Source organism: Streptomyces sp. NPDC048523 (genome assembly GCF_043199815.1).
GTDB lineage: Bacteria > Actinomycetota > Actinomycetes > Streptomycetales > Streptomycetaceae > Streptomyces.
The window spans coordinates 1,978,720-2,004,143 of the sequence record NZ_JBICWQ010000001.1 but is presented as its reverse complement, the minus strand read 5'-3'; the positions used below and the strand labels follow the sequence as shown (position 1 = coordinate 2,004,143).

At 71.6% G+C, this 25,424-nt stretch carries 24 protein-coding genes; 5 read left to right on the top strand and 19 right to left on the bottom strand.

Annotated features, from left to right (window positions below; all coding sequences use genetic code 11):
• From cysD to ACGFWE_RS08920, 16 genes are all read right to left on the bottom strand, one after another.
• Positions 1-713: sulfate adenylyltransferase subunit CysD (gene cysD / locus ACGFWE_RS08995; protein ID WP_393598861.1), on the bottom strand; the 713-nt coding region annotated here is incomplete at its 3' end.
• Positions 710-1,273, bottom strand: coding sequence for an adenylyl-sulfate kinase (gene cysC / locus ACGFWE_RS08990; protein ID WP_352381842.1), 564 nt, complete (start codon positions 1,271-1,273; stop codon positions 710-712). The genes cysD and cysC, both read right to left, overlap by 4 nt.
• Complete coding sequence (locus ACGFWE_RS08985; protein WP_352381840.1) at positions 1,270-1,980, bottom strand: phosphoadenylyl-sulfate reductase; 711 nt, start codon at positions 1,978-1,980, stop codon at positions 1,270-1,272. Before ACGFWE_RS08985 ends, cysC begins: the two co-directional genes overlap by 4 nt.
• Positions 1,977-2,156: a hypothetical protein gene (locus tag ACGFWE_RS08980; protein WP_393598859.1), complete on the bottom strand. Its 180-nt coding sequence runs from the start codon at positions 2,154-2,156 to the stop codon at positions 1,977-1,979. The genes ACGFWE_RS08985 and ACGFWE_RS08980 overlap by 4 nt, the downstream gene beginning before the upstream one ends.
• Positions 2,153-3,850 (bottom strand): nitrite/sulfite reductase, encoded by a 1,698-nt coding sequence (locus ACGFWE_RS08975; RefSeq protein WP_393598857.1) that lies wholly within the window; start codon positions 3,848-3,850, stop codon positions 2,153-2,155. Before ACGFWE_RS08975 ends, ACGFWE_RS08980 begins: the two co-directional genes overlap by 4 nt.
• 126 nt (positions 3,851-3,976) lie before the next feature.
• On the bottom strand, positions 3,977-4,060 hold the full coding sequence (locus ACGFWE_RS08970) for a putative leader peptide (protein WP_349817346.1): 84 nt from the start codon (positions 4,058-4,060) through the stop codon (positions 3,977-3,979).
• 127 nt (positions 4,061-4,187) lie between these two features.
• Positions 4,188-4,760 (bottom strand): GNAT family N-acetyltransferase, encoded by a 573-nt coding sequence (locus ACGFWE_RS08965; RefSeq protein ID WP_352381834.1) that lies wholly within the window; start codon positions 4,758-4,760, stop codon positions 4,188-4,190.
• A gap of 17 nt (positions 4,761-4,777) precedes the next feature.
• Complete coding sequence (locus tag ACGFWE_RS08960; protein WP_393598856.1) at positions 4,778-6,073, bottom strand: hypothetical protein; 1,296 nt, start codon at positions 6,071-6,073, stop codon at positions 4,778-4,780.
• Positions 6,074-6,224: 151 nt separating this feature from the next.
• Positions 6,225-7,538: a GAF domain-containing protein gene (locus ACGFWE_RS08955; protein ID WP_393598854.1), complete on the bottom strand. Its 1,314-nt coding sequence runs from the start codon at positions 7,536-7,538 to the stop codon at positions 6,225-6,227.
• A 250-nt stretch (positions 7,539-7,788) separates the two neighbouring features.
• Complete coding sequence (locus tag ACGFWE_RS08950; RefSeq protein ID WP_393598852.1) at positions 7,789-9,423, bottom strand: acyl-CoA dehydrogenase family protein; 1,635 nt, start codon at positions 9,421-9,423, stop codon at positions 7,789-7,791.
• Between the two features lie 372 nt (positions 9,424-9,795).
• Positions 9,796-10,779: a 2,3-diaminopropionate biosynthesis protein SbnA gene (sbnA, locus tag ACGFWE_RS08945; protein ID WP_393598850.1), complete on the bottom strand. Its 984-nt coding sequence runs from the start codon at positions 10,777-10,779 to the stop codon at positions 9,796-9,798.
• Between the two features lie 31 nt (positions 10,780-10,810).
• A complete protein-coding gene (sbnB, locus tag ACGFWE_RS08940; protein ID WP_393598848.1) occupies positions 10,811-11,842 on the bottom strand; it encodes a 2,3-diaminopropionate biosynthesis protein SbnB in 1,032 nt (343 codons plus the stop codon).
• Positions 11,839-12,825 carry a TauD/TfdA family dioxygenase gene (locus tag ACGFWE_RS08935; protein ID WP_393598846.1) on the bottom strand — a complete coding sequence of 329 codons (987 nt, stop codon included), beginning with the start codon at positions 12,823-12,825 and terminating at the stop codon, positions 11,839-11,841. Before ACGFWE_RS08935 ends, sbnB begins: the two co-directional genes overlap by 4 nt.
• Positions 12,826-12,838: 13 nt before the next feature.
• Positions 12,839-14,926, bottom strand: a complete 2,088-nt coding sequence (locus tag ACGFWE_RS08930) for an amino acid adenylation domain-containing protein (protein WP_393598844.1) — start codon at positions 14,924-14,926, stop codon at positions 12,839-12,841.
• A 71-nt stretch (positions 14,927-14,997) separates the two neighbouring features.
• Positions 14,998-17,475, bottom strand: a complete 2,478-nt coding sequence (locus ACGFWE_RS08925; protein WP_393598842.1) for a Pls/PosA family non-ribosomal peptide synthetase — start codon at positions 17,473-17,475, stop codon at positions 14,998-15,000.
• A 35-nt stretch (positions 17,476-17,510) separates the two neighbouring features.
• Positions 17,511-18,719, bottom strand: a complete 1,209-nt coding sequence (locus ACGFWE_RS08920) for a heparan-alpha-glucosaminide N-acetyltransferase domain-containing protein (protein WP_393598840.1) — start codon at positions 18,717-18,719, stop codon at positions 17,511-17,513.
• A gap of 584 nt (positions 18,720-19,303) precedes the next feature.
• Between ACGFWE_RS08920 and ACGFWE_RS08915 the strand changes: the two genes are divergently transcribed.
• Complete coding sequence (locus tag ACGFWE_RS08915; RefSeq protein WP_352381815.1) at positions 19,304-20,443, top strand: YihY/virulence factor BrkB family protein; 1,140 nt, start codon at positions 19,304-19,306, stop codon at positions 20,441-20,443.
• Positions 20,444-20,589: 146 nt separating this feature from the next.
• On the opposite strand, the gene ACGFWE_RS08910 is transcribed toward ACGFWE_RS08915, so the two are convergent.
• Complete coding sequence (locus ACGFWE_RS08910) at positions 20,590-21,426, bottom strand: NmrA family NAD(P)-binding protein (RefSeq protein ID WP_393598837.1); 837 nt, start codon at positions 21,424-21,426, stop codon at positions 20,590-20,592.
• A gap of 81 nt (positions 21,427-21,507) precedes the next feature.
• Between ACGFWE_RS08910 and ACGFWE_RS08905 the strand changes: the two genes are divergently transcribed.
• Together ACGFWE_RS08905 and ACGFWE_RS08900 are read left to right on the top strand one after the other, a co-directional pair.
• On the top strand, positions 21,508-22,449 hold the full coding sequence (locus tag ACGFWE_RS08905; protein ID WP_352381811.1) for an AraC family transcriptional regulator: 942 nt from the start codon (positions 21,508-21,510) through the stop codon (positions 22,447-22,449).
• A 9-nt stretch (positions 22,450-22,458) separates the two neighbouring features.
• A complete protein-coding gene (locus ACGFWE_RS08900) occupies positions 22,459-23,124 on the top strand; it encodes a helix-turn-helix domain-containing protein (RefSeq protein ID WP_393598835.1) in 666 nt (221 codons plus the stop codon).
• Here the strand turns inward: ACGFWE_RS08900 and ACGFWE_RS08895 are convergent.
• Entirely contained in the window at positions 23,107-23,508 is a 402-nt protein-coding gene (locus ACGFWE_RS08895; RefSeq protein WP_352381810.1) for a VOC family protein, read from the bottom strand. The two genes, ACGFWE_RS08900 and ACGFWE_RS08895, sit on opposite strands and share 18 nt — an antisense overlap.
• A gap of 122 nt (positions 23,509-23,630) precedes the next feature.
• Between ACGFWE_RS08895 and ACGFWE_RS08890 the strand changes: the two genes are divergently transcribed.
• Positions 23,631-24,143 carry a ThuA domain-containing protein gene (locus tag ACGFWE_RS08890; RefSeq protein WP_393598833.1) on the top strand — a complete coding sequence of 171 codons (513 nt, stop codon included), beginning with the start codon at positions 23,631-23,633 and terminating at the stop codon, positions 24,141-24,143.
• Between the two features lie 215 nt (positions 24,144-24,358).
• Positions 24,359-24,898 carry a peptidoglycan-binding protein gene (locus ACGFWE_RS08885; RefSeq protein WP_352381806.1) on the top strand — a complete coding sequence of 180 codons (540 nt, stop codon included), beginning with the start codon at positions 24,359-24,361 and terminating at the stop codon, positions 24,896-24,898.
• 33 nt (positions 24,899-24,931) lie between these two features.
• Here ACGFWE_RS08885 and ACGFWE_RS08880 read toward each other — a convergent pair whose 3' ends face one another.
• Entirely contained in the window at positions 24,932-25,354 is a 423-nt protein-coding gene (locus ACGFWE_RS08880) for a helix-turn-helix domain-containing protein (protein ID WP_352381804.1), read from the bottom strand.
• Positions 25,355-25,424: the final 70 nt, after the last annotated feature.

Genomic DNA, 25,424 nt, shown 5'->3' with positions numbered 1-25,424 from the left:
GCCGTCAGCCACATGCCGCTGCGGGAGAAGACCTCACGCTCGTGGGCGAAGTAGATGTCCGGCAGTTCGATCTTCTCGCGGGCGATGTACTGCCACACGTCCAGCTCGGTCCAGTTGGACAGCGGGAAGACCCGGACGTGCTCGCCGGGGGCGTGCCGGCCGTTGTACAGGTTCCACAGCTCGGGGCGCTGGCGGCGCGGGTCCCACTGCGAGAACTCGTCGCGCAGCGAGAACACCCGCTCCTTGGCGCGGGCCTTCTCCTCGTCCCGGCGGCCACCGCCGAAGACCGCGTCGAACTTCTCCGCCTGGATCTTCTCGGTGAGCGGCAGGGTCTGGAGCGGGTTGCGGGTCCCGTCCGGCCGTTCCTTGAGCACACCGCGGTCGATGTAGTCCTGTACCGAGGCCACATGGAGGCGCAGCCCATGTTCGGCGACCACACGGTCGCGGTACTCGAGCACCTCGGGGAAGTTGTGTCCCGTGTCCACGTGCAGCAGCGAGAAGGGGACCGCCGCGGGGGCGAACGCCTTCAGCGCCAGGTGCAGCATGACGATGGAGTCCTTGCCGCCGGAGAACAGGATCACCGGCCGCTCGAACTCGCCCGCCACCTCACGGAAGATGTGCACGGCCTCGGACTCGAGGGCGTCCAGGTGGGACAGGGTGTACGGAGCCTCCGTACCGTCTCCGCCCTTCACCGCCGCGACGGTCGTCGTCATGCCAGTCCCCTCTCGGTGAGCAGCGCGTGGACCGCGGCCGCGGACTCCTGGACGGTCTGGTTCTGCGACTCGATCCGCAGATCGGGCGACTCGGGCTCCTCGTAGGGGTCGTCGACCCCGGTCAGCCCGGTCAGCTCACCCGCGGCCTGCTTGGCGTACAGGCCCTTCACATCGCGTACGGAGCACACCTCGACCGGAGTCGCCACATGGATCTCCAGGTACGCGGCACCGCTCTCCTGGTGACGCTTGCGCACCGCTTCACGGCTGTCGGCGTAGGGCGCGATGACCGGGACCAGCGCCTTGACGCCGTTGCGGGCGAGGAGTTCGGCGAGGAAGCCGATGCGCTGCACGTTGGTGTGCCGGTCCTCGCGGCTGAAGCCGAGACCCGCGGAGATGAACTCGCGGATCTCGTCGCCGTCGAGCACCTCGACGAGGTGGCCCTCCTCGCGCAGCCGGCCCGCCAGCTCGTACGCGATGGTGGTCTTGCCGGCACTCGGCAGACCCGTGAGCCAGACGGTGGCTCCGGTCGTCACGTGCAACTCCTTGGTAGATGTCGTCATCCGTGCAGCCCGCACTCGGTCTTGGAACGTCCCGCCCAGCGGCCGGCGCGCGCGTCCTCGCCCTCCAGGACCCGGCGGGTGCAGGGGGCGCAGCCGACGGAGGCGTAGCCGTCCATCAGCAGGGGGTTGGTCAGGACGCCGTGCTCGCTGACATACGCGTCCACGTCGTCCTGGGTCCAGCGGGCGATCGGGGAGACCTTGACCTTCTGCCGCTTCTCGTCCCAGCCGACCACCGGGGTGTTCGCCCGGGTCGGGGACTCGTCGCGGCGCAGCCCGGTCGCCCAGGCCAGGTAGTCCTTCAGGCCCCGCTCCAGCGGCTCGACCTTGCGCATCCTGCAGCACAGGTCGGGGTCGCGGTCGTGCAGCTTCGGGCCGAACTCGGCGTCCTGCTCGGCGACCGTCCGCGTCGGCGACAGCGTGATGACGTTCACGTCCATCACGGCGTCGACCGCGTCCCGGGTGCCGATGGTCTCCTCGAAGTGGTAGCCGGTGTCGAGGAAGACGACGTCCACGCCCTTCCTCGCACGGGACGCGAGGTGGGCGACCACCGCGTCCTCCATCGAGGAGGTCACGCAGAAACGCTTGCCGAAGGTGTCGACCGCCCACTGGAGGATCTCCAGCGCGGAGGCGTCCTCCAGGTCGCGGCCCGCCTGCTCGGCAAGGGCCTTGAGGTCGTCGGTCGTGCGCTCTTCCTGAATCGCGGTCATATCTGATCTCCCCCTGCGTCGGTGGGCTGAAGACCCCGGGCGAGCAGCCCGAGGAACTTCAACTGGAATGCGCGGTTGCATGCCGCGCATTCCCAGGCGCCGTGAGACTCCTCGCTCGGACGGAGGTCCTCGTCGCCGCAGTAAGGGCAGTAGAAGGGGGCGGCCCGCTCGCTCACGACAGTGCCTCCTCGGACGCACGCGAGGCCCAGGCGGCGAAACGCTCGCCGTCCTCGCGCTCGGACTGGTACCGCTTCAGGACCCGCTCGACGTAGTCGGGCAGTTCCTCGGCGGTGACCTTCAGGCCACGCACCTTGCGGCCGAAGGCGGCCTCAAGGCCGAGCGCGCCGCCCAGGTGCACCTGGTAGCCCTCGACCTGCTCGCCGCGGTCGTTGAGGACCAGCTGGCCCTTGAGACCGATGTCCGCCACCTGGATACGGGCGCAGGCGTTCGGGCAGCCGTTGAGGTTGATGGTGAGCGGCTCGTCGAACTCCGGGATCCGGCGCTCCAGTTCGTCGATCAGGGAGGAGCCGCGCTGCTTGGTCTCGACGATGGCGAGCTTGCAGTACTCGATGCCGGTGCAGGCCATGGTGCCGCGCCGGAACGGGGAGGGCTTCGCAGTGAGATCCAGTGCCTCCAGGGCCTCGACCAGCGGCTGGACCTGCGCCTCCTCGACATCGAGGATGATCATCTTCTGCTCGACGGTGGTCCGTACCCGGCCCGAGCCGTGCGCCTCCGCGACCTCGGCGATCTTCGTCAGCGTGGTGCCGTCGACGCGGCCGACGCGCGGGGCGAAACCGACGTAGGACAGGCCGTCCTTCTGGCGGTGCACGCCCACGTGGTCGCGCCAGCGGCCGGAGGGCTCGGCGGGCGCGGGGCCGTCGACCAGCTTGCGCTTGAGGTAGTCGTCCTCCAGGACCTGGCGGAACTTCTCCGGGCCCCAGTCGGCCACGAGGAACTTCAGACGCGCGCGGGTGCGCAGGCGCCGGTAGCCCCAGTCGCGGAAGATGCCGACCACACCGGCCCACACCTCGGGCACCTCGTCCAGCGGAACCCAGGCGCCCAGCCGCACGCCGAGCTTCGGGTTCGTGGACAGACCGCCGCCGACCCACAGGTCGAAGCCGGGGCCGTGCTCGGGGTGCTCGACGCCGACGAAGGCGATGTCGTTGATCTCGTGGACCACGTCGAGGAGCGGGGAGCCGGAGATCGCCGTCTTGAACTTGCGGGGCAGGTTGGAGAACTCCTTGCTGCCGATGTACCGCTCGTGGATCTCCTCGATGGCCCAGGAGCCGTCGATGATCTCGTCCTCGGCGATGCCGGCGACCGGCGAGCCGATGACGACACGCGGGCAGTCGCCGCAGGCCTCGGTCGTGGACAGGCCGACCGCCTCCAGGCGGTTCCAGATCTCCGGGACGTCCTCGATGCGGATCCAGTGCAGCTGGATGTTCTGCCGGTCGGTGACGTCCGCGCTGCCGCGCGCGAACTCCTCGGAGATCTCGCCGATCACGCGCAGCTGCTGGGTGGTGAGGCGTCCGCCGTCGATCCGCACCCGCAGCATGAAGTACTTGTCGTCCAGCTCCTCCGGCTCCAGGATCGCGGTCTTGCCGCCGTCGATCCCGGGCTTGCGCTGGGTGTAGAGACCCCACCAGCGCATCCGGCCGCGCAGGTCGTTGGGGTCGATCGAGTCGAAGCCGCGCTTCGAGTAGATCGTCTCAATGCGTGTCCGCACATTGAGACCGTCGTCGTCCTTCTTGAACTGCTCGTTGCCGTTCAGCGGGGTGTGGTGCCCCGCGGCCCACTGACCCTCACCGCGGTGACGGCTCACCTTGCGGCGGGGCGCTGCGGCGGCAGGGTTCTGCGGGGTGGCGGCCATGTGTTCTACGTCCTTCGGGACAGGCGGAAAGCGGCTCTTACCTGCGCGTACGGGCGCATGGGTGTACCTGCGCGTCATTGCGCGGGGAGGAGAACGAGGGGATGTGCCGGGTGACGCTGCGGCTCGTCAGCGCACCGGACAGATGGCGCTGGACATGCGGCCGAGGTCGACGTGCCGCCGACTCACCAAGGCAATTCCAGTTCCAGACATGACGGAAGCGTGTCACGGCGATCTGGACACAGTCCAGCTTTATCCATCATGTGGACACCCTGGTCTCGACTGGTGAGACCGGGGTGTCGTTGGTCACAAAGATCGCGGGACCTCTTGTTCCCGCAGGTCAGGCGGGGTACGCCCCAGGCCAGGGGCCCGGTGCCGGCACCTCCGCCTCCTCCTCCACCTTGGTGTCGAAGAGCTGGAAGCCACGGCGCTGGTAGTTGGCCATCGCGTGCTCGCCGTCCTTGGAGCAGGTGTGCAGCCAGACCCGCTTGGTGTCGGTCAGCCCCGGCCGGCGGTCCGCGAGGTCCCAGGCGCGGGCGGTGCCGTAGGAGAGCAGGTGGCCGCCGATCCGGCGGCCGCGGAAGGCGGGGATCAGGCCGAAGTAGGCGATCTCCACGACACCGTCGTCCTGGGACTCCAGTTCGACGTATCCGGCGGGCGTGCCACGGTCGTAGGCCACCCAGGTCTCCACGCCCGGCCGCTCCAGGTGCTCCCGCCACCGCGCGTACGTCCAGGAGAGCCGGTCGGTCCAGCGGATGTCGCCGCCCACCGACGCGTAGAGGAAGCGGCTGAACTCGGGGGAGGGGACTTCCGCGCGGCTGATGCGGACGTCGCCCTCCGGGGGTTCGGCCGGGAGGAGGTCGGTCGGGGCGGTCTGTTCCAGGGACCAGGTGGTCACGGGGATGTTCGGCATGACCGTCAGGGAATCATCTAGCCCAGAGATCTGTCGATCGAGGCCAGCGGCAGTGCGAACAGCGTCCGGCCGGACTGGGACCACACATCGCCCGTCTGTTCCCAGTACGACAGCGACTCCGACTCTCCGCTCCAGCAGTTGCGGGTCTCGTCCGTGCCGCAGCGGGTGGCCTTCGCGGGGGTCGAGGTGTTCTGGCGCCAGAGGGTGCCGTGATCGCCGTCCGTCCCGGCCGCCCGGCCCAGATACCACTGGGAGTCGTACGACAGGACGGGCCCGGAGCCGGCGGCCTTGGTGACGTAGGCATCGGCGACGCGCGCGTAGCCGCCGCTGCCGGTGGCCAGGAGGCCGGAGCGGCGGGGGTCGGCGCTGAAGTCGTAGCGCCACACGCGGGCGTCCCTGTCGTCGTCCCCGGAGACCCACTCGCTCGCGACCAGGCTGTCCGGTGCGGTGCTGCGGTCGAGGGAGAGGTAGTCGGGGCGGGCGGCGCCCGCCGCGTCGGTCAGGCGGTAGGAGCCGACGGCGGGCAGGACCCACTGGGCGCCGTGCGCCGACCAGCCGCCGCGGACCCTGCCGACCGCGCTGCTGTCGACGGTGGCGCGCTGGACGCGGTCCATGTCGTAGACGTACAGCGCGTCGCCGCCGTCGCCGCTCGCGGTGACCAGCAGCTTGTTCTGGTACCAGACCATGCCGGAGACCTGTGAGACGAGGCCACGGAAGTCATGTCCGTCGTCGACGGGGACGGCGAGGAGGACCCAGGAGTAGGTGAGCCGGCCCAGGTCGTTGGCGTCGACGAAGGCGACCCGGGCCAGGCCCCCGTCGTCCGCGGTGGTGCCGGTGCGGCTCCACGCGGACAGGATCACGCGGTTGGCGCCCCACAGGCCGTCGTCGTCGGCGTCCCCGGAGGTGGTGACCGCTCCGGCCCGCCAGGAGCGGGTGTCGGCGGCGTCCCAGCAGTAGGCGGCGGTCGCGGCAGGCTCCACGGGCAGCGCCGTGCGCTCACCGGCCGTGCAGTCGATCGCGTCGCGCAGGGTGCGGTCGGCGGAGGCGAGGACGGCGGAGACGCCGACCGGACGCCCCATCTCGGAGGAGAGCCGGTCCAGGGCGCTCTTCGGGACCTGGGACTCCTTGAGGCGCAGCGGGGTGGTCTCGGCGGTCGAGGTGAGCGGCTTCAGTGTTCCGGGATTGGCCGCGACCGTGGCCTGTGAGGCGCTGATCATGGTGGCGGCGGCGGTCAGAGCGAGGGCGGTGCCGGCCAGGAACGCGCGGACCGCTTGGCCCCGCTTGCGCCTGCGGTGTCTGCCACGTTGCTTCATACGTCCTCCCGAGGCGGGCCAACTGCGCCTGTTGATCCGTACGTTGACCGAGGAGCAGGTGGGGTGGCCCGTAGAGGATGCTACGGCAGTGCGGCACCGCTGGGGCGAAGACCGTGCAATTATGCGGAAGATCCGCCCAGATCGAGGGTTTTCACTCGGTCTCGGCTCCGGCCCTGGACCCGAGTACGGCCGGGGCCGTCGAGTGCGGCAGCAGGTCGCCCGGGTTGCCCGGCAGCACCACCTCGACCTCGGCGTCCTCGCAGAAACGATACGGCCGGTGTTCCAGGAATGCCCCGAGATAGCGCCGTACCCGGGACATCTCCGCACGCACGGTCACCGTGCGGCCCGGATCGCCGAACATGTCCTCGGCCAGACCCGCCGCACTGCGGCCCGAGGGGTGCAGGGCCAGCAGATAGAGCAACTCGGCGTGCCGGGGACTCAGTTCGTGGCTCCATGTGCCCGCGCCGCCCGACACCGTCACCGTCCAGCGGCGCGGATGCGCGAGGTCCAGCACGATCCGGGTGGTGCCCTGCGGCTCCGGCTCGTCGCCGGCGCGGACCAACCAGCCGCCCGCCAGCGGTTCCAGGGTGCACAGACCGAGCGCCGGCAGCCATCGGCGGCCCGGCGACGGCGACTTGGGCAGTGCGATCCGGTTCGGATACGGCATTCCGGTCACCGCCGCCGTCCAGCCGTCCCGGTCCACCACCAGGGCCCGGCCGGTGAGCCGGGCGAGCACCGGCGCCGCCACCGCCCGCAGTTGCTCCAGCGAGGCCAGATGCATCTCACGCAACCGCGACTCCGCGAGCTTGGCCACCGAGTCGACCCAGGCGAGCGTCGCCGGGTGCATGGTGTCCAGGGGACCGCTGACGTCCACCACGCCGATCAGCCGGCCGTCGCGCGGGTCCTTGACGGGGGCGCCGGTGCAGGTCCAGGAGGTCTGTGAGCGCACGAAGTGCTCGGAGGCGAAGACCTGGACGGGGCGGCGCACCACCACCGGGGTACCGATGCCGTTCGTGCCGACGACGTTCTCCCGCCAGTCGGCGCCGAGTTCGAAGCCGGTGCCGTCGGCCTTGCGCAGCACGGGGGAGCTGCCCTCCCGCCACAGCACGCGGCCGTCCTCGTCGGCCACCACCATGATGTGGTGGGCGACATCCGCGACCGACAGCAGTCCCTCCCTGAGCTCCGGCAGGACGTGCCTGAGCTGCGTGCTCTCCCGGCGCCGCTGCACCTCCTCGGGGGGCAGCAGACCTGACCGGAAGTCGTGGTCCGGGTCGACGCCGCCGCGCAGCATACGGCTCCAGGACTCCTCGATCACGGGGCGCGGTGCGAGGGGCGTGCGCCGGCCGGACAGGGCGGCGGAACGGATGTCCTTCAAAACCCGGGCCGCACGTGCGGTGTCCACGGCCGCTAGGTGGGTCACGTGCGTCGGCGAGAGCGGCACTGGTCCTCCCGGTCCCGGGTCCATTGACTGACCGTCTCATAGTGCCGGTCGTGGCTCGGGGAGGAACACAGTCCGGCCACAGTCACCAGGAAGTTGCAACCCCCTGCAACCCTGGTGGTGGGCTCCGGCTTGATTGAAACTTGGGCGAACGCCGTCTCGCAGCGGCGTGTTTCGGCCTCCGAGGGCCGTCAACGGGGGTGGTGCCGTGTCGGCGCAGCACCACCCCCGTTCTCACTCCGGTCCGCTTCTCACTCCGGTCCGCGACCGGGGAAGCTCACTCCACGGGCCGGGCCCGGTCCACCACGGACGCGAGGTCCAGGGTCGTGGGCAAGGTGCCGAAGGCCGCGCCGCCGTCGCCGCCCAGGCGGGCCGCGCAGAAGGCGTCGGCCACCTCCGCGGGGGCGTGACGGACCAGCAGGGAGCCCTGCAGGACGAGCGCGAGCCGTTCTGTCAGGTGGCGTGCGCGGCCCTCGATGCCCTCCAGATCGGCCAGTTCGGTGAAGAGGTTCTTCGTCGCCGCGTCCAGTCGGTGGTCGGCGCCGCGGGTCTCGCCGATCTCCAGGAGGTAGGCGTTCAGGGCCTGGGGTTCCCGCTGGAGGACCCTCAGGACGTCCAGGGCCTGGATGTTGCCCGCGCCCTCCCAGACGGAGTTGAGCGGTGACTCGCGGACCAGGCGGGGCAGGCCCGACTCCTCCACGTAGCCGTTGCCGCCCAGGCATTCGGCGGCCTCCACCGTCAGCGGGGCGCAGCGCTTGGTGACCCAGTATTTGGCCGCCGGTACGGCGATCCGCAGGAAGGCCCGTTCCTGCTCGTCGCCCTTGTCGTAGGCGGCCGCCAGGCGCAGGGCGAGGGTGGTCGCCGCCTCGGACTCCAGGGCGAGGTCGGCGAGGACGTTGCGCATGAGCGGCTTGTCGACGAGCTTGCCGCCGAAGGCCTCGCGGTGGGTGCAGTGGTGGATCGCCTGGGCGACGGCCTGGCGCATCAGGCCCGCCGAGCCGAGGACACAGTCGAGCCGGGTCGCCGCGACCATCTCGATGATGGTGCGGACCCCGCGCCCCTCGTCGCCGACGCGGCGGGCCAGGGTCCGGTCGAACTCGACCTCGGCGGAGGCGTTGGAGCGGTTGCCGAGCTTGTCCTTGAGGCGCTGGAGGAGGAACGGGTTGCGGGTGCCGTCCTCCAGGACGCGGGGGACGAGGAAGCAGGTGAGTCCGCCCGGAGCCTGGGCGAGCACCAGGAAGCCGTCCGACATGGGGGCCGAGCAGAACCACTTGTGGCCGGTGAGCTCGTAGGTCTCGCCGTCGGGCAGAGCCCGTGCGGAGGTCGTGTTCGCCCGGACGTCGCTGCCGCCCTGCTTCTCCGTCATCCCCATCCCGAACAGCGCCCCCGCCTTGAGGTGGGCGGGCCGCAGTTCGCGGTCGTAGACCATGGACGTCAGACGCGGCTCCCACTCGGCGGCCAGGTCAGGGTCGGTGCGCAGGGCGGGCACCGCGGCATGGGTCATCGACAGCGGGCAGCAGTTGCCCGCGTCGACCTGCGTCCACAACAGGAAGGCCGCCGCGCGCCGTACATGTCCCGCGGGGCGGGCCCAGGCGGCGGTCAGGCCCGCGGAGACGCCCTTGCCGAGCACCCGGTGCCAGGCCGGATGGAACTCGACCTCGTCGATACGGTGGCCGTGGCGGTCGTGGGTGCGCAGCCGGGGCGGGTTCTCGTTGGCCTGCAGACCCCACTCCTGCACCTGCGCCGAGCCGCAGGCCCGGCCGAGCGCGGCGAGCTCACCGTGCACCTCGTCGCGCAGGGCGGGGTCGAGGTGCCGTTCGACGGCCTCCTTGAGAGCGCGGTCGGCGCTGTAGACGTCGTAGCCGATCAGAGGCGGGGGCTGATTGGTCACGGTGTGCGTGGTGCCTGCCATGTTGGCGAAAGTACCCCGGGGCCCGGCGCCGGTCACCTCACGGGCACGGCGCGGGGCGGGTGATCGCGGAGACGGCCGGTGGTGCGGGCGTATGTGGAGGCGCCGGGCGGACACCGCACCCGACGGCATCACACCGCGCTCCCGCCCGCCGGGCAAAGGCGGAGGCGGCCCGTTGTGCCCATGTGTTGCCCACGGCACCGGGCGGACACCCCACCCGACGGGCACTGCATCGCATCGCCCGCCCCCCGGGCAAAGGCGAAGGCGGCCCGCGCTGCAAGCGTGTGCCGCGGCGCCTGCCCGACACTCCACCCGACCGCACCGCACCACCCGCCCCGCCGGGCGAGTGGTGCGGTGCGGTCGGGTGCCCCGTGTTCAGGCCAGGTGGGCCATCACCTCTGCCGTCTCGTGGACCGGGTCCGTCTCGGGGAGGCCGTGGGGCCAGCCCGGGCGGTACACGGTGTCGAGGTAGCGTTCGCCGAGGTCCGGGGCGATCGCCACCGCGGTGAGGCCGCGGCGGCCGTGCGCGGACAGCCACTGGTGGGCGCCGCTGACGACCGTGCCCGTGGAGCCGCCGAACAGGAAGCCCCGGGCGGCCAGCCGGCGGCAGACCTGGAGGGTGTCCGGTTCCTCGACCAGCACCACGTCGTCGATGTACGACTTGTCGAGCAGCTGCGGCGGCACGCTCGTGCCCAGCCCCGGGATCATCCGGACGCCGGGCGGCCCGCCGAAGGTGATCGAGCCGACGCTGTCGACGGCGACGATCCGCACCGGCCGCCGCCACTGCCAGAACCAGCGGGCACAGCCCATCAGGGTCCCGGTGGTGCCGGCCCCGACGAACAGGACGTCCAGGTCCGGGAAGCGCCGCGCGATCTCCGGCGCCGTGGTGCGGTAGTGCGCCCGCCAGTTTCCCTGGTTGCTGTACTGGTTGAGCCACACGTACCGCTCGTCCGCGGCGCACAGTGCCCGCACGTACGCGAGCCGCGCGCCCAGGTAGCCGTCGTGCAGGTCCGGCTCCCTGACCACGTGCACCCGGGTGCCGAGCGACTCCATCAGCCGGATCGTCGCCGCGTTGCACCGTGAGTCGGTCACGCACAGGAACCGGTAACCCCGGCTCGCGGCGATCATGCTCAGGGCCACCCCCAGGTTCCCCGACGACGACTCGACCAGGACCGACCCCGGCCGCAGGGTGCCGTCGCGCTCGGCGGCGTTCACCATCTCGCGGGCCGCCTTCAGCTTGATGGACCCGGCGAAGTTGAAGCCCTCGCACTTCAGGAACAGCGGAAGCTCCAGCGCGGCCCGCAGGTCGACGTAGAGGTCTGACTCGTTGAACTCCGAAGGATCGGATATGACGGGCATGACGCCCCCCTCCTCATGCGCCACAGGTGGTTCAGCCGTACCGGCGCAGCTCGTTGAAGAACCCGTCGACGACGTGCAGTTCGCCGCGCCGGGCCAGTTCGTCGTGGACGAACCGGCCGACGGCGAGGTCCAGCACCCCCAGGCCGAAGGGGGAGAACACCACCGTCCGGTCCGTCGGGACGGTCACCCGTCCGGTCAGCACGTCGTCCAGCGTGCCGTCGATGAAGTCCCTGCTCCCCGTGAGCCGTTCGGCCAGATGCGGGGAGGTCTCGGCCTTGAGGCAGTGCTCCACGTCGTCGACGAAGTTCGCGGACGCGAGCAGGATCTCCGGGGCGAGGTCGCGCAGGGACACGTGCAGGACCAGGGGGTGATGGCCGAACCACGACGGATCGTGGACGTGCGGCTCGCCGGCGACGGTCGCGAAGACGACCAGGTCGCTGGAGCGGATCAGGGACTCGGCCGAGTCGTGCATCGTCACCTTCCCCGGCGCACCGGACCGCTCCAGATAGCCGCGGAACCCGGCGGCGCTCTCGGCCGACAGGTCGTGCACGCCCGTCTCCTCGAACTCCCAGCCGGTGGCGGTGAGATGGGTGTGGAGGTAGCGGGCGATCAACCCGGTGCCGATGAACCCGACCCGGGTCGGGCGGACCCTGCCCGCGCTGAGTTTCCCGGCCGCCAGCGCCGCCGACGACGCGGTGCGCGTGGCGCTGATGACCGAGCTCTCCAGGCAGGCGAACGGATAGCCGGTCGCCGGATCGTTGAGGATCAGCACCGCCGACGCGCGCGGCAGCCCGGACCTGACGTTCTCCGGGAAGCTGGAGACCCACTTCAGGCCGTCCACCCTCAGCGGTCCGCCCAGCGAGGCGGGCAGCGCGATGATCCGGGACGACGGGCGGTCCGGGAACTTCAGGAAGTACGACGGCGGGTTCACCGAGTCGCCCGCGCCGTGCAGCCGGTACACGGCCTCGACGAGGTCCGCGATCTCCCGTTCCCTTCCGTGCAGGGTCTGTTGCACCTGTGCGCCGGTGACCAGCGCGAAGGACGGGGCGTCGAGGGTGCTCATACGCCGCTCACCTCGCCGTCGGCGCGCAGCACCGGGTCGCCGAGCGCGGCCAGCACCTCGCGCGGCCCCTCGAAGGGCTCGCGGCTGTGCGCCGTACGGATGTTGTCGACGAGCAGGAGGTCACCGTCCTGCCAGGGCTCGCGCACCGTGTGGGCGTCGTACACCTCGTTGATCGTGCGGACCACGTCCGCGTCGATCGGACTGCCGTCGCCGAAGCGGGTGTTGAAGGGCAGCCCGTCGGCGCCGTACATGTCCACCAGGTATTCGTGCACTTCGGGCTCCATGGTCCACTCGTTGAGGAACGCGATCTGGTTGAACCAGCAGGGCAGGCCGCCGGCCGGGTGCCTGAGCACCGCGCCGCGCCGCTGCCGGGTGTGCAGGGAGCCGTCGCTCTGCCAGGCGAACTCGATGGCGTGCCGGCGGCAGTAGCGCTCGACGGCGGCACGGTCGGCCGTGCCGAAGGCCTCCTCGACCGACGCGCCGATCTCCTCGTGGTACGCCCGGGTCAGCAGCCAGCCCTCCCGTTCGAAGCGGGAGACCAGCTCGCGGGGTAGGGCCCGCAGCACCGCCGACGCGTCGGCGAGCGCGGTCGCGCCCCCGGTCGCGGGAGCCTCCAGACAGGCGAACAGGAGGAGACTCGGGAACTCCAGGCCGTAGCTGACCTCGTGGTGCATGCACATCTGCTGGTTCGGCGGCCACTTGGTCGTCGAGTACACGCCGTCCCCGTAGTTGCGCCGCGGCGCGAAGGGCTCGCGGTCGGGCATCAGAGCGCTGGTCAGCCGCCGGAAGACGGCCTCGGTGGTCGCGGCGTCCGAAAGGCCCAGGCCGCGCACCAGGACACCACCGTGTTCCAGGACGAGGGCACGCAGTGCGTCGTGGTGCTCGGCGGCCCAACTCGCCGGATCGTCAACGGGCTTGGCGTGCAGGATCGGCGGACTGTCCGGTTCCAGGTCCAGGTCCGGAAGGAGGTTCGTGGAGGACATCTCGGGATTCCTTTCAGTGCTGCCGGTCGAGCAGGCCCGCCAGGTCCGCGAGGACCGGATGGCGGACGACGTCCTGGAGGGAGACCGCCCGGTCCAGGGCGATCGCGAGACGCACGGCGGACAGTGAGCTGCCGCCGCGGTCGAAGAAGTGGTCGAGGCGGCCGATCCGGTCGGCGGGCACGCCGAGCACCTCGGCCCAGGCGTCCGCCAGCCGCCGCTCGGCGCCCGTCACGGGCCCGCCCGCCGCACCGGCGTCGAGGTCCTCGGCGAGCGCGGTGAGCGTCCGGCGGTCGGTCTTGCCGTTGGCGGTCAGCGGCAGCCGCCGACGCCAGTGCACGACGGCGGGCACCATGTACGACGGCAGCGACACGGCCAGCCGTTGCCGTACCGTGTCCGCGGCCACCGGCTCGGGCCCGGCGCAGAACGCGGCGAGCTGGGTGCCCCGCACGACCACGACGGCCCCGTCGCGCACCCCGTCCACCCGCAGCAGCGCGTTCTCGATCTCGCCGATCTCCACGCGGAACCCGCGGATCTTGATCTGGGTGTCCCGGCGGCCGAGGAACTCCAGTTTGCCGTCGGCCCGCCAGCGCCCCACGTCACCGCTGCGGTAGAGACGCTCACCGGGCCGGTACGGGTCCTCCAGGAAGGCGGCCGCGGTGCGCTCGGGGTCGTTGACGTACCCGCGCCCCACGCACACCCCGGAGAAGACGATCTCGCCCGGCGCCCCCAGCGGCACGGGCACCAGGTCCTCGTCGACGACGTACACGCGCACATTGCGCACCGGCCGCCCGAGCGGGACCCGGTCACCGTCCGGGACCCGGTCCATGACCTCGTGGTTGGTGTCGTCCGAAGTCTCGGTCAGGCCGTAGGCGTTGGCCAGGCGGATGCCGGGCGCGGTGGCGAACCAGCGCTGCACCAGGCCCCGCTTCACCGCCTCGCCGGTCACCGACACACAGCGCAGGTCGGCGAGTTCGCGGGGCCGCTGCCCCAACTCGGCGAGCACCGCCTCCAGATACGACGGCACGACCTGGAGCACGTTGACCCGCCCCCGGACCACCGTGTCCACGAACCGCGGCACGTCCAGGATCGTGTCCTGCCCGACGATAAGCGTCCGCCCGCCGACCACCGGTCCGGCGAGCAGCTGCCACAGGGAGATGTCGAAGCACTGCGGCGCGGTCTGCGCGACCACGTCGCCCTCGCCGATCCCCAGATCCTCGACCTTGGCGAGCACATGGTTGAGGAAACCGGCGTGCTCGCACATCGCGCCCTTGGGCTCACCGGTGGAGCCGGACGTGAAGTAGATGTAGGCCAGCCGGCCCGCCGGGACCGGGATCCCGAGATCGTCGCCCGCGTGGCCCTCGGCGTACAGGGCGTCCACGAACAGCGTCTCGGCGGCCGTACCGGAGAGCGATCCGGTGCTGCCGTCCTCGGTGACGACGAACGCGCAGCCCGCCCGGGACAGCGTCCTCGCGACCCGCTCGGCCGGGAAGTGCGGCTCGATCGGCAGATACACCCCACCCGCCTTGAGGACGCCCAGCACGGCCGCCATCCAGTCCAGGTTCCGTTCCATGACGACGGCGACGACGTCCTCGGCCTGCAGGCCGCGGGCCAGCAGGGCCCGACCGACCTGGTTGGCGCGGGAGTTGAGTTCGGCGTACGTCCACCGCCGCTCGTCCTGTACGGCGGCCACGGCGTCCGGGTGCTTCTGGACCCGCTCCTCGAACAGCTCGTGCACCCGCCGGTCCGGGAGTTCACGCACCGGGCCCGCCAACTCCTCCAGCTGGAAGCGGAGTTCGTCCTCGGACAGCAGGCTCCCGCGGTCCGGGTCGGCGAGTACGGTGAGGTGGTAGCCCGCGATACGGGCGGCCGCCTCGGCGTTCAGGGTGCCGGTGCGGTAGCGCAGCCGCAGTTCGCCGTCCGTGACGGTGACGCGCAGGTCGTCGTCGACCGTGCCCGCCGCCTCGCCGGAGAGGGCGGCCAGGACCCTGGTGTGGGCCGCGAGCAGCGCGGTGGGATCGGTCGGTGTGCCCTCGGGCAGCCGGACCGCGTACTCCGTGACATCCGGTATCGGACCGGGCGTCGGGTGCGGAACTGTTTCCATGACTTTCGTCCCCCTGTTTGTTTCGTTCGGGCAGCTCGGGCAGCTCGGGCAGCTCGGGCAGCTCGGGCAGCTCAGGCAGTTCGGCCGCGTCGCAGCGCCACCGCCGGATTCCCGCCCCAGTGCGCCCCCGCCGGCATCTCCTCGCCCTTCATCAGGAAGGCGTCGGCGCCGAGCACGGCGCCCTCGCCCATCGAGACGCCGTAGTGGACCAGCGCACCCGCCCCGAGGGTGCAGCCGTCGCCGATGACGATGTGGTCGGACTTGAAGGTGCCGTCCTCCTGGGAGTGCGCCTGCACCTTGGAGTGGTGGCCGAGTGTGGTGTCGCTACCGATCGCGACCAGCGTCCGTTCGGTGAGGTAGCAGCCGTCGTCGAAGACCCGGCGGCCGATCCGCACGCCCAGCAGGCGCCAGATCAGGTTCTTGAACGGGGTGCCGTCGAACACCGCGAGATGGTGGTCGGGCACCTTCCACAGCCGCTCGTGCCACCAGAAGTACGGCTCGTAGATGGAGCACAGCCGCGGTTTCAGCGGCCGGAACCGGGTGATCACGCGCTCCACCAGCGCCCAGTAGCCGACGGTCACCGCGAGGCCGGCCATCAGGTAGCCGCCGATCAGCAGTGCACCGAGGGCGCCCCGGCCGCCGTGGAGATCGACCGCCGCGAAGCCGAGCAGCGTCAGCAGGAACCAGTTCAGCCAGCGCAGGAACAGGAACAGGACCATGGTGCGCGCGTTGGACCGGTTCTTGGCCGACAGGCGGCGGCGCAGCTCGTCGCCCTCGCGGAAGTGGTCGAAGCGGGTGTCGCGCTCCACCGTGCGCGGGATCTCGAAGGGCGGCGAGCCCAGCAGGCCCACGCCCTCGCGGAGTTCGCCGTCGAGCGGGACCAGCACCTTGGTGGCGAGCAGGCAGTTGTCACCGGTGCGGCCGCCCACGGGATAGGCGATGTGGTTGCCGAGGAAGTTGTGCCCGCCGATCGTGACCCGCGAGACGCGGAACGACGTGCTGGAGTACTCGGCGTTGAGGACCGACAGCCCGTCGGCGACCATCGTGCCGCTGCCGACGGTGGCCAGGTACGGCGTCTCGTGGGCCACCTCGGTGCCGAAGTTGGAGCCGGTCTGCTCGACGCGCGAGAGGTCGTAACCGAGGGCTCGCAGGTAGGGGACGATGTACGAGCTGTCGCCGCACAGCCACTTGAAGAACCGGATGTTGGTCATGCGGGCGATCGCGCGCTGCACCGAGTAGTGGAAGCCGTACAGCGGATAGACCCGGTCGGCCCTCAGGGTCAGGTTCAGCAGCCGCGGCAGCACCGTCACGGTGACGAGGCCGAGGACCACGGAACCGGTGAACAGGGCGGCGGACAGGACGAGCGCCTCGGCGTAGAAGGGCGCCGACTCCAGTTCCCTCGCGTTCGGATCGAGCAGCGGGTCCAGTGCCGGCACGAGGTCCATCGCCAGGAAGACACCGCCGATGCCGAGCGGGACGTACACCAGCAGGGTCTGCAGCAGGGTCACGAGGGCGTAGCCGGCCCGGCGCGGGGTGGTGCAGCGGGTTGCCGGGACGCGGATGTGGTCGACGTCGGTGGGGCGGGCGGGTGAGCCGTGCCAGCGCTCGCCCGCGGGGATCGCGGCGCCGTCGTACAGCGCGGAGGAGTGGCCCAGCTGGCCGCCTTCGCCGATGGACGTGCCGATGTCGAGGACGGTCTTCTCGCCGACGAAGACGTCCCTGCCGAGGGTGACCGGGCCGGTGCGGATGCGGCCCGCGTGCGCCCGGTAGCCGAGGAACAGAACGTCCTTGCGGATCACCGTGCCGGCGCCCACGGTCAGCAGGTCGGTGCAGACCGGCACCGAGTGGGACAGGATCGTGACGCCCGGGCCGATGCGGGCGCCGAGGGCCCGCAGGTAGAGGACGTACAGCGGGTTGCCGGTGAACAGGACCATCGGATTGGCGTGCAGCAGCGCCTTGACCAGCCAGAAGCGGAGGTAGGCGGGACCCCACACCGGGAACTCCGTCTCCTTCCACCGGCCGACCAGCACCCATTTCGCCACCACGGGCAGGGTGCACAGGGCGAGGAACAGGGCGCCGCCGAAGACCAGCGAGCGCAGGTAGACGGAGAGCAGGCCGTCGGCGCCGGATATCCAGGAGTACCCCGCCGCGGTGGCGGCACCGGCCCCGAGGCAGTACGCGGCGAAGACGAGGAGCTGCGCGAGGCCGCACAGCACGTAGCGGGCGCTGCTGCCCGGCGGCGGGGGTGGCTCGGCCGGCCGCGCCGGCGCCGGTCCGCCGGCGGGGACCTCGGCGAGGGCCGTCGCCAGGGAGCGGATCGTCGGGTGGCCGTAGACGTCCCTCATCGACACCGGCGGCAGATCGTCCCGCTTGCGGACCCGGGCGCAGAACTGCGCCATGACCAGGGAGTTGGCGCCCAGATCGTCGAAGAAGTGGCTGTCGAGGGGTACTTGATCCGTCTTGACGACCCCGGCCAGCACCTCGGCGAGGACGTGGGCGGTGCCGTCCACCGGGGCGACTGTCGTGATCTCGCCGGGATTTACCACCACTTGAGCTCCTAGATCATTACTTTTGCTCTTTTGGACTATTCCGTGTGCCTGCTAAGTCGGGCCGGGCGCTCCACCGGTTCCGGGGGCCGCGGTGGTGTTACGGCCTCGCGACACCGCCGGGCCGCGCCTGCGACGACCGTTTCCAGCGGGCCACGCCCGACGTGCCGCCACGAGAGGGCGAACAGGAGCGCTCCGGTGGTCATGACGGCGTAGAGGAGCCCGGGGGAGTCGGAGAGCGCACCGGTGGCGAGTAGGAGCACATGGGCGGCGTACAGGGTCAGTGGCATGCTGCCCGCCGCCGCGAGCGGCGCGAGCGCCCGCGTGAGAGGGACGCTCCTGGTCAGCAGCAGGGCGCCGCCGAGGATCGCCGCGGCCGAGCCCAGGGTGAGGAGCAGGTCGAAGGGGGTCGTCGAGTGCGGCGCGCGGGACAGGAGCGCCCACCAGGTCACGCCGTCCGGGCTGTCCCACAGGGCCTCGGCGCGGGAGGCGCCCGGGAACTCCGCGCGCCACAGGTGCCGCAGCCCGCCGAACCGGAACAGGACCAGGGACGACACCAGCCAGACCCCGGCCACGAGCGCGAGGCCGCCCCCGAGGAGCCGGGGCGCGATTTTGCGTGAGGTCAGGTCCAGTCGGCCCAGGGCGAGTCCTGCGCACAGGTAGGCGGTCCAGGCGAGCACCGGGTAGTCGCCGTGCACCAGCAGGTCCGACACCAGGCCGAGCGGATCGGTGACCACGTCCTGGAGGGTCGGGTCGCCGTCGAACGCGGGCTCGGGCAGGACGCCCCGCAGCGCGTGGACGGCGAACGGCGCCCCGACGGCCAGGGTCAGGGAGAGACCCGCCAGGGTTCGCGGGGCGAGGCCCAGCAGCGGGATCGCGATCAGGAACAACAGGGCGTAGAACACCAGGATCACGTCGACGTCCAGGTCCGCCGCGCGTGAGGCGTAGCCGAGCAGCAGCCCGATCAGCGCGATGACAGCGGCCCGCGTCGCCACCGCGACGGCCGCGGGCCGCCCGGTCGCGGGCCGGCGTCCGCCGGTCGTGAAGGCCAGACCGATCCCGGCCGTCACGGCGAACGTCGCAGACGAACGGCCGCCCGCGAACATCCAGGCGGGCGTGGGTGATCCGGCCTCGTCGAACGCGCCGAACACGTGAACGGAGAACATTCCGAGCAGGGCCAGGCCCCGTGCCACATCGACCCCCACGACGCGCGGCACGGCTTGCTTCGGCACGTTCGGAACAGACATGAAAATTCTCCAGAGTGGGATACGGCGGAAAATCGGGCGCTGTTCACCGCGCGCGGAAATCGGGAAAGAAAAACCCCCGTGGTTCCGGTGTTCCGGAAGAAAGAGAAGTGCCGCGAGACACGTAATGGAATAAGAGAAGGAGCGGTTCGGTATGCGGCTGGAGTGACCACGTGACGGGGACGGGGTGGTCGGCTCGGGCCTTGGTCAGGGCCCTGAGAATGCAATCCGAATTGTTTCGACGGGCTCATGAACGGGTCAAGCGCATTTCAGTCAATGGCGGTTTCTTGCTGGTCGACCGTTCGCCGGTGTCATGACCCGTTCGTGGCGCTCGGTGACGCCACCGGGGAACTCACTTCATGGAGGGTGCATATGTCGCCCGGTATTCCGGTTCCCGGGGCCGCGAAATTCGGCCAGCGGGTGCATGACAGAAAAGGGGTTCGATTTCCTCGCCGATTTCCGCGCAGTTGCCCGGTGTTTTCCGCGGTATGACGGAACCGAACACGAGCGGGCGTTCCCCGCACGGGCGTGCCCCGGACCGGGACGGGGGGATGAGTGCACGCTCCCACGGCGGATACCTTTAGGTCGTGCAGGCAGCAAGCGAATCCCCTCAGCCACCCTCCGGCCGGCTCCACCGGGCCCGTGCCCTCTACCGGAACGTGTCGAAGCGCAGGACCGCCTGGCTGCTGGTCAAGGACACCGTCAACTCGTGCATCGAGTACCGCATCCTCGGGCTCGCCGCCGAGGCCGCCTTCTTCTCGCTGCTGTCCGTACCGCCGCTGCTGCTCAGCCTCATCGGACTGCTCGGCTACGTCGACGACTGGACCGGCACCGACAGCATCAGCAGCCTGGAGGCCAACCTCCTGGACGCCGCGCGCACGGTCCTGTCCGACAAGGGGGTGCGGCAGATCGCCCAGCCGATCCTCGATGACGTGATGAAGGGCGGCCGCCCCGACGTCATCTCCGTCGGCTTCCTGTTCGCCCTGTGGTCCGGGTCGCGCGCGGTGAACGTCTTCATCGACACCATCACCGTCATGTACGGCCTCGACGGGGTCCGCGGCATCGTCAAGACCCGACTTGTGGCGTTCGCGCTGTTCGTCGCGGCGCTGCTGATCGGCTCGGTGGCGCTGCCGCTGATGGTGGCGGGCCCGGACGCGGTCGTACGGATCGTGCCGTGGTCGACGACGGTCGTCCAGGTCCTGTACTGGCCCGTGGTGATCATCCTGTCCATCGCCTTCCTGACCACGCTGTACCACGTGTCGGTACCGGTGCGCTCACCGTGGATCGAGGACGTCCCGGGCGCACTGGTGGCCCTGGCGATGTGGGTGCTGGGAAGCTTCCTGCTCCGGATCTACCTGCAGAGCACCATCGAGGGCGCGACGATCTACGGCTCGCTCGCCGCCGCCGTGGCGGTGCTGCTGTGGATCGGCGTGTCGGCCTTCGCGGTCCTGGTGGGCGCCGCGATGAACGCCGCGATCGACCGCGTGTGGCCGGCCGCGGCCACGGCGGCGGCGCGTGCGGCGAACGAGCGGGTGCGCGAGGCGCAGGTGGCGCACTATGTGGCCCGCGCGGCAGCCCTCCAACACGACCCCGACCCGGACGACCCCGACATGCCCTCGGAGTTCCCGGAGCGCTGGTCGCGGTTCCTGCCGCCGGAGGACGTGACCTCCCGCCTCCGGGCCCACGCGAAGACGACGCATCCCCCGCAGAAGCCGGAAGGCTCCTGACGGGGGTACGCCGCCGACGGCGGACCGCTCACGCCGTCCAGGTACCCGTCGCCGCCTCCCGGGGCTCACGGCCCGGCACCTCCGGCACCTCCTGCGACAGGTAGGCGTTGCGCCCCTACGGAGGCACGCCGTCGGCGGCGGGTCGCTCACACCGTCCAGGTACCCGTCGCCGCCGCCTCCCGCGCGAACTCCGTGAAGTCCCGCGGCTCCCGGCCCAGAACCTCCCGCGCCCCCTGCGACAGATACGCGTTGCGCCCGTCCAGCAGCTGGGCGAACGCCTCCACCAGCGCCTCCACCTCCTTCGCCGGCACCCCGAACCCGAGCAGGTTCTCCCCGTACTCCCGCGGTGACACCGCCCGGTACGAGAGCTCGCGCCCCGTCGCCTTCGCGATCTCCGCGACCGCCTCGCCGAAGGAGAGCAGCCGGGGCCCCGACACGGCGACCGTCTCCCCGACGTACCGGTCGCCCGCCGACAGTGCGGCCACCACCACGTCCCCGATGTCCCGCACATCCACGAACGGCTCCCGCACCTCACCCGCCGGAAACACCAGCTCCCCGCGCAGCCGCAGCTCCTCCACCAGCGGCCCCTCGCTGAAGTTCTGCGCGAACCACGCGGCCCGTACGACCGTCCAGTCGGCCCCCGACGCGTGCAGTGCCTCCTCCGCGTCCCGCGCCCGGTCCTGCCCCCGCGAGGACAGCAGCACCAGCCGCCGTACGCCGGCCCCCACCGCCTCCCCCGCGAGCACCCCGACCGCCTCGGCGGCCCCGGGGGCGCCGATGTCCGAGGGGTACGCGAGATACGCGGCGTCCGCCCCCCGCAGCACCTTCGCCCATGTCGACCGGTCCTGCCAGTCGAACCCGTGCCCCCGCGAGGCCGGCCGCACCGTCAGCCCCGCGGCCTGCGCGGACCGCGCCACCCGGCTGCCCGTACGGCCCGAGGCACCGGTCACCACCACCGTAATGTTCCGCGTGTTCTCCGTCATGCCGTCGAGTCAACTCCCGTGCCGGGCAAGGGACCATCGCTGAACGGCTCATTCCCATGCGTGCGCGTCTACGCTGGCCGCATGGACGCTCTGGCAGGCCTGCTGGAAGGACCGCGGGCGCGTGGCGCCTTCATGATCCGTGCGTGTTTCGACCCGCCGTGGGCGGTGCGGGTGGAGGACCGGGCGCCGTTGACGGTCATGCTGCTGGTCCGCGGGGAGGCCGTGATCGTGCCCGACTCGGGCGAGCCGGTCCGGCTGCGCCCCGGCGACCTCGCCATCGCCCGCGGCCCCGACCCCTACACCTGCGCCGACGACCCCGGCACGGCCCCGCAGGCGCTGATCCTGCCCGGCGGGGAGTGCCGCTACCCCGACGGGCGGGAACTGAACGGCTCCATGGACCTCGGCGTCCGCACCTGGGGCGACCGGCTCGACGGCGAGACCGTCATCCTCATCGGGACGTACCTGATGGACGGCGAGATCAGCAACCGGCTCCTGGACGCGCTGCCGCCCCTGCTGTCGCTCACCACCGACGTGTGGGAGTGCCCGCTGACCCCCCTCCTCATGGAGGAGATCGTGCGCGACGAGCCGGGTCAGGAGGTCGTCCTGGACCGGATGCTGGACCTGCTGGTCATCGCGGCGCTGCGGGCCTGGTTCTCCCGGCCCGAGGCGGCGGCACCCGCCTGGTACGCGGCGCTCGCGGACCCGGTCGTGGGACGGGTGCTGCGCCTGATGCAGGACGACCCCGCGCATCCGTGGACGGTGGCGTCCCTGGCCGCCAAGGCGGGAGTGTCGCGCGCGGCGCTCGCCCGGCGGTTCAGCGACCTGGTGGGGGAGCCGGTGATGACGTATCTGACCGGGTGGAGACTGGCGTCGGCGGCGGACCGGCTGCGGGAGGGGGACACGACGCTGGAGGCGATCGCCCGGCAGGTGGGCTACGGGAGCGCGTTCGCCCTCTCCAGTGCCTTCAAGAGGACGTACGGAGTCAGTCCGCAGGAGTTCCGGCTGCGGGGCGGCCCGCCGTAGCCTGGGGACGTGTACACGGAACGGCCGTCCCGGCTCGCCGGTGCCGTCGTCTGGACCGGTGACGGGTCCGGACGCGTCCTGCCCGACGGGTGCATGGATCTGCTCTGGACCGAAGGGCGACTGCTCGTCGCCGGACCCGACACCCGCGCGTACGTCCCCGCCGGCGCCCCCCGTACCTGGACCGGCCTGCGCTTCCACCCTGGTTCCGCGCCCGCCTTCCTGGGCGTACCCGCCCATGAACTGCGGGACCGGCGGGTGGAGTTGGCCGATCTCTGGCCGGCGTCGGAGGTACGGCGGCTGCGGAGCCGTATCGGACGGGCTCCTGACCCCGCCACGGCACTCGAAGACATCGCCCTGGAGCGCGCGGCCCCTCCCGACCCCCTTCTGCGCGCCCTCGTCACCGCTCTCGACGCGGGCCGCCCCGTCGCCGCGATCGCCGACGAAATCGGCCTCGGGGCGCGGCAGTTGCACCGCAGGTCGCTCGTGGCCTTCGGGTACGGGCCGAAGACGCTGGCCCGGATCCTGCGGCTGCGGCGAGCCCTCGCGCTGGCCGGGGCCGGAGTGCCGTTCGCGGAGACGGCGGCGCGGTGCGGGTTCGCCGACCAGGCCCATCTCGCACGGGACGTACGGGAGTTGGCGGGCGTGCCGCTCGGGCGACTACTCGCCGCCGGCTAGCGGGGCGTACAGATCGACGCCGTTGCCGTCGGGGTCGTGCAGGGACGCGTACCGCTGGCCCCAGTCGGCGTTCCACGGCTTGAGCTCACCGTGGAAACCCTCGCCCACCAGCTCCTCGTACACGGCGTCGACCTCGGCCGGGCTGTCGCACCGCAGCGCGAGCGCGGTGCGGCTGCCGCCGGCCGGCGCCCGCCACCCGGGGTGGAAAGAACGGACCGTCTCCTCGGTGTCCAGCATCAGCCGCACCCCGCCCCGCAGTTCGGCCTCCGCGTGCGGCTGCGACTCGGCCCCCTCGGGGAACGGAAACCCGAGCCGCCGGTAGAAGGCGACAGAAGCGGCCATGTCGGAGGCCACCAGCCCGATGGCATCGAATCGTGGAGTCATGCCCCCACCGTAGGCAGCGCCTCGCCGCCCGGTCTTGAAGAAATCGGACACACCGGGCGAAGGCCACCGGCCCGGGCCCGGCCGTCGCCACCGCCGGCTCGGGCGGGCCTACGCTCGGGACCATGGCTCCGCGACTCCTCGTCCACACCCGCACCACCGCCTACCGTCACGACTCCATCCCGGCCGCCGTCGACGCCCTCCGTGCCCTGGGAGGCTTCGAGGTGGACGCGAGTGAGGACCCGGCGGCCCTGGAGCGGCCTCTGGACCGGTACGCCGCCGTCGTCTTCCTCTCCACCAGCGGTGAGATCCTCACCCCGGCGGGGCGTGAGCGGCTGGCCGCTCACGTGGAGTCGGGCGGCGGATTCGTCGGGGTGCACGCGGCCGCCTGCACCGAGTACACCTGGCCCTACTACGGCGAGCTGCTGGGCGCCCGGTTCGACAGGCACCCCGCGTTCCAGCCCGGCAGGGTCCGCGTCGAGGACCGCCCGCTGGCCTGGTGCCGGGAACAGGGCGCCGGCCGGGTCTTCTACACCGCGCTCGGGCATGCCGCCGAGGCGTACGCGGACCCGGACTTCCGGGCCCATCTGCTCGGCGGGATCACCTGGGCGGCACGCCTGGGGCGAACCGGGGCCTGAGCCCGTCCCGTCCCGTCCCCGCAAGTCCCCGTACGGCCCGCGCTCCCGGACCGCACCGCCGTACCCGGCACGGACCGTCCCCGGCCGGTCCGGGGACGCCGGCAGCCCTCGCCGTGCGCACCCGGCCCTGTGAGGCTGTGCCGTGTTCGAGCGGAGCGAACCGCCCCAGGGGGAACCACGGGGGGAACCGCGGCGGTTCGGAAAGGGAGACTTCCATGAGCATGCGCAAGCGGGCCGTCGCGACGGTGACGGCCGCGTTGCTGGGCGCCGGGACACTCGGCCTCGCCGTGGCGCCGGCGGCCGAAGCGGACTCGTACCACGGCATCGACGGCAACGGCGTGGTCAGCGACGACTGGCAGGACGAGGAGAACCTGAGCGTCGACGACCACACCAACAGCAACGCCACGGCCCTGTGGCAGTCCGTCCTGTACGCGGACGGCGCCAAGTGGCAGGACGAGGACGGGGACTGGCACAACTACTCCAGGAACCAGATCGACGGGGCCTTCGGCGCGCGGACCGAGTCGGCCACCCAGTGGTGGCAGGAGCGCTACGGCCTCACGGAGAACGACGGCGTGGTCACCGACCAGAGCTGGGAGTTCGCCCAGCAGTGGCTCCACGGCCCCTTCTCGGGCGGCCAGGTCCGCTACCACGGCGACAAGCGGGACGTCGACTTCAAGCGGGTCAGCGGCAAGTACCGGGTGAAGCTCAAGGGCACCGGCCCCTGGCGGAACGCGTACTACGACCAGGTCGACTGACCCCGGCCGGCGGGGGAGCGGGCGGCCGCACGGTCACCCGCGCCCCGACGGCCACGCCCACAGCACCCCCGCCACCAGCAGCACGATGACGGCGAACGCGACCAGCGCCGCCGTACGCCACCGCCGGTACTCGAGACCGGCCGGAACCGCCACCATCACCTCCGGCACGACCGCGGTCACCAGCGTGCCGTACGGCCAGACCGGGTCGGCCAGTTCCCACAGCGCCAGCAGCCGCGCCTGGTCCGCGCCCGCCACCCGGCACAGCGCCTGCACCGCACCCCGCGGCGGCTGCTTGGCCCCGCTGAGATACCGCTGCCAGGACGACTTGCTGTAAGCGGTGCGCCGGGCCAGCTCGGCGAGGCTCAGATCCGTACGGTCCTTGAGGTGCCGCAGTTGCTCGACGAGATGCCGCGCCTCCCTCGGAAGCGAGTCCGGCAGCGGCCGCCAGCGCGTCATGGTCGTCCCCCAAGTGCTCGCCGCCGCCCCGGCAGGGGCAGCGGCCCCCCTCCCCGCCGCATCGTTCGAC